The sequence below is a fragment of the Streptomyces niphimycinicus genome, assembly GCF_018883605.1.
GTDB classification, from domain to species: Bacteria; Actinomycetota; Actinomycetes; order Streptomycetales; family Streptomycetaceae; genus Streptomyces; species Streptomyces niphimycinicus.
This window is the reverse complement of record NZ_JAHLEM010000578.1, coordinates 1-6,985: the sequence shown is the minus strand read 5'-3', so window position 1 is coordinate 6,985 and position 6,985 is coordinate 1. Positions and strand designations below refer to the sequence as shown.

6 protein-coding genes are annotated in these 6,985 nt (G+C 71.9%); 5 read left to right on the top strand and 1 reads right to left on the bottom strand.

Annotation, left to right across the window (positions count from 1 at the left end; genetic code table 11):
- Nucleotides 1-1,108: AAA family ATPase (locus KN815_RS36825; RefSeq protein WP_216346194.1), on the top strand; the 1,108-nt coding region annotated here is incomplete at its 5' end.
- Between the two features lie 216 nt (nucleotides 1,109-1,324).
- Nucleotides 1,325-2,743 (top strand): sugar porter family MFS transporter, encoded by a 1,419-nt coding sequence (locus KN815_RS36820; protein WP_216346193.1) that lies wholly within the window; start codon nucleotides 1,325-1,327, stop codon nucleotides 2,741-2,743.
- 44 nt (nucleotides 2,744-2,787) lie between these two features.
- Here the strand turns inward: KN815_RS36820 and KN815_RS36815 are convergent, their stop codons facing one another.
- A complete protein-coding gene (locus KN815_RS36815) occupies nucleotides 2,788-3,774 on the bottom strand; it encodes an LLM class flavin-dependent oxidoreductase (RefSeq protein WP_216346192.1) in 987 nt (328 codons plus the stop codon).
- A 203-nt stretch (nucleotides 3,775-3,977) separates the two neighbouring features.
- Here KN815_RS36815 and KN815_RS36810 point away from each other — a divergent pair, with 203 nt between their 5' ends.
- The 3 genes from KN815_RS36810 (at nucleotide 3,978) to KN815_RS36800 (ending at nucleotide 6,955) form a co-directional block, all read left to right on the top strand.
- Nucleotides 3,978-4,376, top strand: a complete 399-nt coding sequence (locus tag KN815_RS36810; protein WP_216346191.1) for a YqxI family protein — start codon at nucleotides 3,978-3,980, stop codon at nucleotides 4,374-4,376.
- Between the two features lie 136 nt (nucleotides 4,377-4,512).
- The gene (locus KN815_RS36805) at nucleotides 4,513-4,821 is read left to right on the top strand and encodes a hypothetical protein (RefSeq protein WP_216346190.1); all 309 of its coding nucleotides are present in this window, start codon (nucleotides 4,513-4,515) and stop codon (nucleotides 4,819-4,821) included.
- A 1-nt stretch (nucleotide 4,822) separates the two neighbouring features.
- Nucleotides 4,823-6,955 (top strand): sensor histidine kinase, encoded by a 2,133-nt coding sequence (locus tag KN815_RS36800; RefSeq protein ID WP_253209466.1) that lies wholly within the window; start codon nucleotides 4,823-4,825, stop codon nucleotides 6,953-6,955.
- The last annotated feature ends 30 nt before the right edge of the window (nucleotides 6,956-6,985 follow it).

Below are 6,985 nucleotides of genomic sequence, written 5' to 3'. Positions count from 1 at the left end.
CCGGGCCCGCGCCGAGCAGTTGCGCGCCCGGCTGCGCCATGAGGCCCAGGTGGCCTCCGCCGTGGCCTCCGGCGCCCGTCAGTTGCTCGCGCATGTCGAGGTGTCGCTGGTACGGGCCGGGCAGGAGCGGGACGCCGCGGAGCGCGCCAAGGCCGAGCGCGAGCGGGAGCTGGACGCCGCCCGCGGCCAGGGGCGCGACCTCAAGGGCGAGTTGGACAAGCTGACCGACTCGGTGCACCGGGGCGAGGTGCTGGGGGCGGAGAAGCGGACGCGGATTGAGCAGTTGGAGAGCAAGGCGCTGGAGGAACTGGGCGTCGAACCGGCCGGGCTGATCGCCGAATACGGTCCCGACCAGCTCGTCCCGCCCTCCCTTCCTGCGGAAGGGGAGGTGCTGCCGGAGACTGCATCCGATAGCGGCTCCGCCGCGGGCGAACATCCGCGCAACCAGCCGGTGCGGTACGTAAGGGCGCAGCAGGAGAAGCGGCTGAAGGCCGCGGAGCGCGCGTATCAGCAGCTCGGCAAGGTCAATCCGCTGGCGCTTGAGGAGTTCGCGGCGCTGGAGGAGCGGCATCAGTTCCTGAGCGAGCAACTGGAGGACCTCAAGAAGACCCGGGCCGATCTCCTTCAGGTGGTCAAGGAGGTCGACGAGCGGGTCGAGCAGGTCTTCACGGAGGCGTACCGGGACACGGCGCGCGAGTTCGAGGGCGTCTTCTCCCGGCTGTTCCCGGGCGGGGAAGGGCGGCTGGTGCTGACCGACCCCGAGAACATGCTGACCACGGGCGTGGATGTGGAGGCACGGCCGCCGGGCAAGAAGGTCAAGCGGCTGTCGCTGCTGTCGGGCGGTGAGCGCTCGCTGACCGCCGTGGCCCTGCTGGTGTCGATCTTCAAGGCGCGGCCGAGCCCGTTCTATGTGATGGACGAGGTCGAGGCGGCGCTCGACGACACCAATCTCCAGCGGCTGATCCGGATCATGCAGGAGCTTCAGGAGGCTTCCCAACTGATCGTGATCACTCACCAGAAGCGGACGATGGAGGTCGCCGACGCGCTGTACGGCGTCTCCATGCAGGGTGACGGCGTCTCAAAGGTCATCAGTCAGCGCTTGCGGTGACCGATTCAATACTTGAAGTCAAGACATGCCCCTGCGTGTTGCCATGCTGCAATGATTTCTTCGTCACACGCTATTGACTTCGAAACTTGAAGGAATAGTCTCTGCAACGTTGCTTTTACCTTCAAGTGGTGGTCGACGCCTCAGCAGCCTCCGCTGGAAGGGCCAGCCGTCCCCCCACGTCCGGCAGCGTTGCCGGACGGGCGTCAGGAGTTCACGTTGTCCACCACCGTGCAGGCAGAGGGAGCCGAGGGCCGCAAGGCCCAGCCGGATCACCTCGGCCATGTCATCTTCATCACCGCCGCCGCCGCGATGGGTGGCTTTCTCTTCGGCTACGACAGCTCGGTGATCAACGGAGCGGTCGAAGCCATCCGGGGCAAGTACGACATCGGTTCCGCGGCCCTCGCCCAGGTCGTGGCCATCGCCCTGATCGGCTCGGCCATCGGCGCCGCCACCGCGGGCCGGATAGCCGACCGGATCGGCCGGATCCGCGTCATGCAGATCGCCGCCGCCCTCTTCACGATCAGCGCGGTCGGCTCGGCACTGCCCTTCTCGCTGTGGGACCTGGCGATGTGGCGGGTGCTCGGCGGTATCGGCATCGGCATGGCGTCTGTGATCGGCCCGGCGTACATCGCCGAGGTCGCCCCGCCCGCCTACCGTGGCCGGCTCGCCTCGTTCCAGCAGGCCGCGATCGTCGTCGGCATCGCCATCTCCCAGCTCGTCAACTGGGGCATCCTCAACCTCGCCGACGGCGACCAGCGCGGCCGGATCGCCGGTCTGGAAGCCTGGCAGTGGATGCTCGGCGTCATGGTCGTCCCCGCCGTCCTCTACGGGCTGCTGTCCTTCGCCATCCCCGAGTCGCCCCGCTTCCTGATCTCCGCCGGCCGGACCGAGCAGGCCAAGAAGGTCCTCGAAGAGGTCGAGGGCAAGACCGTGGACCTCGATGTGCGGGTCGCCGAGATCGACCGGGCCATGCGCAGTGAGGAGAAGTCCACCTTCAAGGACCTCCTCGGCGGCCGGTTCGGTCTGCTGCCCATCGTCTGGATCGGCATCGGGCTCTCGGTCTTCCAGCAGCTCGTCGGCATCAACGTGGCGTTCTACTACTCCTCGACGCTGTGGCAGTCCGTCGGCGTCGACCCGAGCAGCTCGTTCTTCTACTCCTTCACCACGTCGATCATCAACATCCTCGGCACCGTGATCGCGATGATCTTCGTCGACCGGATCGGCCGCAAGCCGCTCGCGCTCATCGGCTCCGTGGGCATGGCCGTCTCCCTCTCCCTGGTGGCCTGGGCCTTCTCGGCCCACCTGGTGGACGGCAAGCTGCCGCACGCCCAGGGCGTCCTCGCGCTGATCGCGGCCCACGCCTTCGTGCTCTTCTTCGCCCTCTCGTGGGGTGTGGTGGTCTGGGTCCTGCTCGGCGAGATGTTCCCGAACAAGATCCGCGCCGCGGCCCTCGGTGTCGCCGCCTCCGCCCAGTGGATCGCCAACTGGGCCATCACCGCCAGCTTCCCGAGCCTGTCGGACTGGAACCTGTCGGCCACGTACGTCATGTACACAGCCTTCGCCCTGCTCTCGATCCCGTTCATCCTCAAGTGGGTGCCGGAGACCAAGGGCAAGGCGTTGGAGGAGATGGGCTAACCCCCCCCGCTGCCCACTCCTCGCACAGGAGAAGCTGCCCCGCCTCAGTCCTTGAGGCGGGGCAGCACTCGTTCCGCGAGCAGCCGCAGCGACCGCCAGCCCTCCTCGACCGGCATCCCCCCGCACAGCGGATGGAGCACCAGGCTCGCCATCTCGCCGCCCTCCGCCGCGTATGCGACGCACTCCTCGGGGGTCACGATGCGGTAGACGCCCTCGCGGCGCAGCGCCGCCACATCATCGGCCCGTGAGCGCACCGCCGAGCGCACCGTGCCCTGCTGCCAGGAGGCATATCTGCGCGCCTCGTACAGCAGATGAGAGCCGTACCGCGCCCAGGCCCGGTCCGGGTCCTCGGACAGATGCAGCAGCGGGGTGGCCGCCGGGGGCATCAGACACCAGCCCTCGGTGCCGTACTCCGCCCGCCGCGCGTGGTAATACGCCTCCAGCTCCGGCAGATGCGCGCTCGGGAAGAACGGCAGGCCGAGACGGGCCGCCCGGCGGGCCGCCGCCTGTGAACTGCCGCCGACCAGCAGCGGCGGATGCGGCCGGGTGTACGGGCGGGGGGTGATCCGGACGGTGCGGCCCCGGTAGTCGAAGGGCTCGCCCGTCCAGGCCGCGAGCAGCGTCTCCAGCGCCTCGTCCTGTAGCACCCCGCGCCGCTTCCAGTCCTTGTCCTGGGCCGCGTACTCCTCCGGCCGGTAGCCGATCCCCGCCACCGTGATCAGCCGCCCGCCGCCGGCCAGGTCCAGCACGGCGAGGTCCTCGGCCAGCCGCAGCGGGTCGTACAGCGGCGCGATCAGCGCCGAGAGGGTGACGGTGATCCGGCGGGTGGCGCCCAGCAGCGTGCCCGCGAAGGGCAGCGGGGCGGGCAGCCAGTTGTCGGGGGAGCCGTGGTGCTCCTCGGTCTGGAGGGTGGAGATGCCCCGCTCATCGGCGAAGGCCGCCATCTCCAGGGCGGCGCGGTACCGCTCGGACAGGCTGCGCGGAGTCGCGTCGGGATCGACGAGGTTGAGGCGTACGACCGTGACCGGCATGGCGGATGTCCTCCTTCGTCGCGGCTGTGGCAGCCGGACCGTAACTGACGGACCGTCAAATCGCCACCCGCATGGGCCGTTCGGCCCACCGCCCGGGCACGGCCGGGACGGATGACTCATGTGCCTGGGACGCGGGGCGGCCGATTGTGAGGGTCGGCCCGCCCCATGGGCCGCAGCCCACAACGCCAACTGAGGAGGGGTGCGTGACGATCAGCACGGGGGAATCACTCATCACCGCGGCCGATATCGACGACCTCATCAACCGGGTCCGGCTGACCGCGGGCGACCCCGGGGACCTGGAATCCGCCAAGGCCGCGCTCTTCTCCGGCGCCGCCCCGGACCCCGAGGCCGCGCGGCTCATCCGGCAGCGGCTGCTGGTGACCGCCCTGCACCACGGGGGCGCGCTGCTGGCCAAGCTGCTCAGCCGGCTGAGCCCCCGGGAAACCGCGATGGTGCGCCGGTACGCACACCGGCTCGCCAACTTCCTGGACACACTGGAGGTCTGGGCGGCGCAGCCCATCATGCTCACCCTGATGCGCTTCGGACTGCCTTACGAGGAGGCCGAGACGATCGCCGTCGCCGTACTGGTGCTCGTCTGGTGAGCATCCGGCCCCGGCGCCACCGACGGGATACGGAACGGGGGTGCTAGAAGGTCACCGGTTCGGGTGGGCCGCGGCAGCCGCGCACTTCACGGTCGCGGCGGCGGGTAGGGCACGGGCGAGACCAAGGAGAACGACCATGCGCCCTATCCGAATCCGCACGGCGATCGCACTCGGCCTGAGCGCCGGGGCCGTCGTGTGGACCGCGGCCTCCTCACCCGCCACCGCCTCCTCCCCGGCCGCCACCTCCGGGGACACCACCTGGCGGGAGGCGGGGCACTACGACACCACCGCGGCCTGCAAGCGCGCGGGCAAGTCGGGCATCGAGCGGCACAAATGGGATGAGTACAAGTGCCGCCCCGGCCGCAACGACAACTACGTCACGCTGTGGGCCGGCGGCGGCTCCGGCGCGGCACACGCCCTGACCGCCGGGCCGGCCGCCGGCTGAGATGCGACATGCCGCACTGCCGAAGGACCGCGCCGTGCGCGCCGCGGGCGGGGTATCGGCACTGATCGTGGTGGTCCTGGCCGGATGGGTGGCCGGGATGCTGAGGGTCAACGATCAGTGGCTCGCGCTGGCCTATCCCCACCCCCGGGGCGCCACCGTGCTCACCCGGGTCGCCGTGGGCGTCCCGGTGCTGGGCGTCGGGGTGCTGCTGCTGGCCGAGCGCGAGGCCCGGCGCTACGGCGGCGTCCTGCTGGTGGCCGGCGGCCTGTGGCTGCTGCCCTCGGCCGCGGCCGGTCTGCTGGGCCTGGCCGACCTGGGCACCACCGGCGCCGTACTGTCCCTGCTGCTCGCCGCCGCCAAGATGGCCTGCCGCCCGCTGACCGTGCTGCTGCTTCCCCTGTGGCTGTTCCCCCGGGGCGGGCGCCGGCGTTGGCAGTGGTGGGTGATCAGCCTGGGCGCGTCCGGCTACTGGCTGGGGTACGCGGGGCTGTGGATGATCAGCGAGCCCCGGGTCGGCACCGTGCTCAACCCGGCGTTCGCCACCGCGGGCGGCCAGTGGGCCTTCGACCACCTCGACACCTACGCCGAGGCCGAACCCTGGGTGCTGCGCAGCGTCGCGGCGGCCGTGACGGCCGCCCTGTGCTGCCGCGCCGCCCTCTCGCGCGGCGCCGAGCGGCGCGACTGGGCGCTGCTGGCCGCCGCCTATCCCGCCTGTGTCTCGCTCCTGTTGTCCCAGTGGGGCGAGGGCGTGCCCACCATCGTGGCCCGCACCGTTGGCAGCGCCGTATGGGCCGCCGCCATCTGCCTCGGCGTCGCCCGCACCGGCATATGGCGGCTGGACCGCTCCACCAGCCACCGCCTCGCCCGCGCCTTCGTGCTCACCTCACTGGCGGCCGTGGTGGTCTGCGCGGTCGTCGCCGTCCAGGCCGGACTCCCCTCCGTGCGGAGCCGGGCCACCACCGTCACCGCCGGGTGCGCCCTGGTGCTGGGCTGGGGGCTGCGGCCCAGCGCCCGCTGGCTCACCCTCTGCGTCGAGCGCGCCTTCTACGGGCCCCGGGCCCGCCCGCACGAAGCCGTGAGCGCCCTCGCCGTAAGACTCCAGCAGGCCCCGCACCCCGGCGAGGTGCCCCAGCAGATCTGCCGCAGCGCCGTGGAGGACCTCGGCGTCTCGGGCGCCGCCGTCAGCGTCGACACCCGCGCCGGACCCCGGCGGCTGGCCTCCGAGGGGGCCCCGCTGACCGGCCCGGTCCAAACCTTCGTGCTGCGCCACCACGGCCGCACCGTCGGCCGCCTGGAGGTCTCCCGCGACGGCTCCGGCACCCCGGCGGAACGCGACAGCGGACTGCTCTCCCTCCTCGCCGACCAGGCCGCCCCCGCGCTCACCGCGCTGCGCCTGGCCGAGGAGGCCCAGGCCGCCCGGGAACGGCTGGTGCTCGCCCGCGAGGAGGAACGCCGCAGGCTGCGCCGGGAGATCCACGACGGACTCGGCCCCCAACTGGCCGCCGTAAGGCTGCGATTGGACATCGCGCAGACCTCCTGCCCGCCCGGCCACCCCGCCACCCCGCAGTTGTGCGAGGCCGCCGAGACACTGGCCGAGGCGCTGGTGGAGGTGCGGCGGATCACCGCGGGCCTGGCGCCTGCCGCGCTGGCCGAGCGCGGACTGGCCGGTGCGGTCCGGGACCTGGCACACCGGCTGGGCGTCGCCGGGCTACGGGTCGGCGTGGCCAGCCGCCCCGCGGCACTGCCCCCGCTGTCGCCCGGCGTGGAGACGGCCGCGTACCGGATCGCCGCGGAGTCGCTGACCAACGCCGTACGACACGCCAGGGCGCGCCAGGTGAGCGTCGAGCTGACCGCGGGCCCGGACACCCTGGAGGTCAAGGTCACCGACGATGGGAGTGGGCTGCGCGAGACCGCGGTGCCCGGGGTCGGCCTCGCGTCGGTCACCGAACGGGCCGAGGAGATCGGCGGGTCGTGCTCGGTGACCGGATCGGCGACCGGCACGGTGGTGCACGCGGTGCTGCCGCTCGCCGGACCGGGCGAACACGGGAACCCCGAGGAGCACCGGAAGCCCACCGGGCACGAGGCGTGCCGGGCGCTGCTCAAGACGAGTAGACCAATGAGCCGGGCGCCTTAGGGCGGCACGGCATTGGGCCTGCGGGTGCTG